A 1,796-nucleotide genomic window follows, 5' to 3' on the forward strand; every position below is an offset into this window, starting at 1 on the left:
CGCGCGCTTTTGTCATGCGCAAGTTTGACGGAGTGTTACCAGCAGGTAGTCTCTGGGTGTCTCGTAGGCGAACAGCACGACGCCTGCCACGTTCTGAAGGATCCTCACGTGTACCGACCCGGCTCCCGCCGACCCCGCCGCGCCCTGCGCGGCGCCCTCGCCGCCGTCGCGGCCAGCACCCTGATCACCGTCCTGTCGGCCGCGCCGTCCCACGCCGCCCCCGCCCCCGCGCAGGGCGCGGGCACCGCCCACCTCGACGCCGTCGAGCAGGTGCTGCGCCAGGTGTCGCCCGGCCTGGAGGGCACCGTCTGGCAGCGCACCGACGGCAACGCCCTGGCCGGCGCCGACCAGGCCGGCGGCCCCGCGAACTGGCTGTTCCAGACGCCCGGCTGCTGGGGCGACGCCACCTGCGCCGACCGGCCCGGCACCCGCGCGCTGCTCGCGAAGATGACCGCCGACGTCTCCGCCGCCACCCGGACCGTCGACGTCTCCAGCCTCGCGCCGTTCCCCGACGGCGGGTTCGAGGACGCCCTGGTCGCCGGACTCAAGGCCTCGGTCGCCGCCGGGCACCGCCCGGTGGTGCGCATCCTGGTCGGCGCGGCCCCGCTGTACAACGCCAACGTGCTGCCGTCGCGGTACCGGGACGACCTGGTCGCGAAGCTCGGACCGGCCGCCTCGTCGGTCAGCCTCAACATCGCCTCGATGACCGCCTCGCGCACCGCCTTCTCCTGGAACCACTCCAAGCTCCTGGTCGTCGACGGACGCACCGTCCTCACCGGTGGCATCAACGGCTGGAGCAAGGACTACCTCGACACCTCGCACCCCGTCTCGGACGTCGACCTCGCGCTCACCGGCCCCGCCGCCACCTCCGCCGGCCGCTACCTGGACACCCTCTGGGAGTGGACCTGCGGCCGGACCGGCCTCCTCGACAACGCGTGGTTCGCCTCCTCGGACGGCGGCGCCTGCCGCCCGTCGATCGAACGCGAGCTCAACCCGCCCGCCCCCGCCGCCGGGAACGTCCCGGTGATAGCCGTCGGCGGCCTCGGCGTCGGCATCAAGGACGCGGACCCCTCCTCCGGGTACCGGCCCGGTCCCGTCCCCGGGGCGGCGGACGCCAAGTGCGGCCCGCTGACCCTGCACGACAACACCAACGCCGACCGCGACTACGAGACCGTCAACCCCGAGGAGAACGCCCTGCGCGCCCTGGTCGGCAGCGCCCAGCGGCACATCGAGATCTCCCAGCAGGACCTGAACGGCACCTGCCCGCCGATCTCGCACCACGACGCCCGTCTCTACGACACGCTGGCCGCCAAGCTGGCCGCCGGGGTCAAGGTGCGGATCGTGGTCAGCGACCCGGCCAACCGGGGCACCGTGGGCAGCGGGGGCTACTCGCAGATGAAGTCCCTCGCCGAGATCAGCGACGTCCTGAAGGCCCGGCTCACCGCGCTCACCGGTGATCGGAGCAAGGCCGACGCGGCCCTCTGCGGCAACCTCCAGCTCGCCTCCTTCCGGGCGGCCCCCACCGCCACGTGGGCCGACGGGCACCCGTACGCGCTGCACCACAAGCTGGTCGCGGTCGACGACTCGGCCTTCTACATCGGCTCGAAGAACCTGTACCCGGCCTGGCTGCAGGACTTCGGCTACATCGTCGAGAACCGCGACGCGGCCGCCCAGCTCGACCGCGACCTGCTCGGCCCCGAGTGGAAGTACTCGCAGGCCGCCGCGACCGTCGACTGGTCGACCGGGACCTGCCGCGCCTGAGGTCCGGGGGTTGAGGTCCGGGGCGGGCGCTGCTC

Annotated in this window: 1 protein-coding gene; it reads left to right on the forward strand. The window is 73.3% G+C overall.

All coding sequences use genetic code 11. The features are described 5' to 3' along the window. Window positions 1–108 precede the first annotated feature (108 nt). Window positions 109–1,761, forward strand: coding sequence for a phospholipase D-like domain-containing protein (locus ACFU6K_RS38280; protein ID WP_380671172.1), 1,653 nt, complete (start codon window positions 109–111; stop codon window positions 1,759–1,761). The last annotated feature ends 35 nt before the right edge of the window (window positions 1,762–1,796 follow it).

This window comes from Kitasatospora sp. NPDC057512 (genome assembly GCF_042802135.1).
Classification (GTDB): Bacteria; Actinomycetota; Actinomycetes; order Streptomycetales; family Streptomycetaceae; genus Kitasatospora.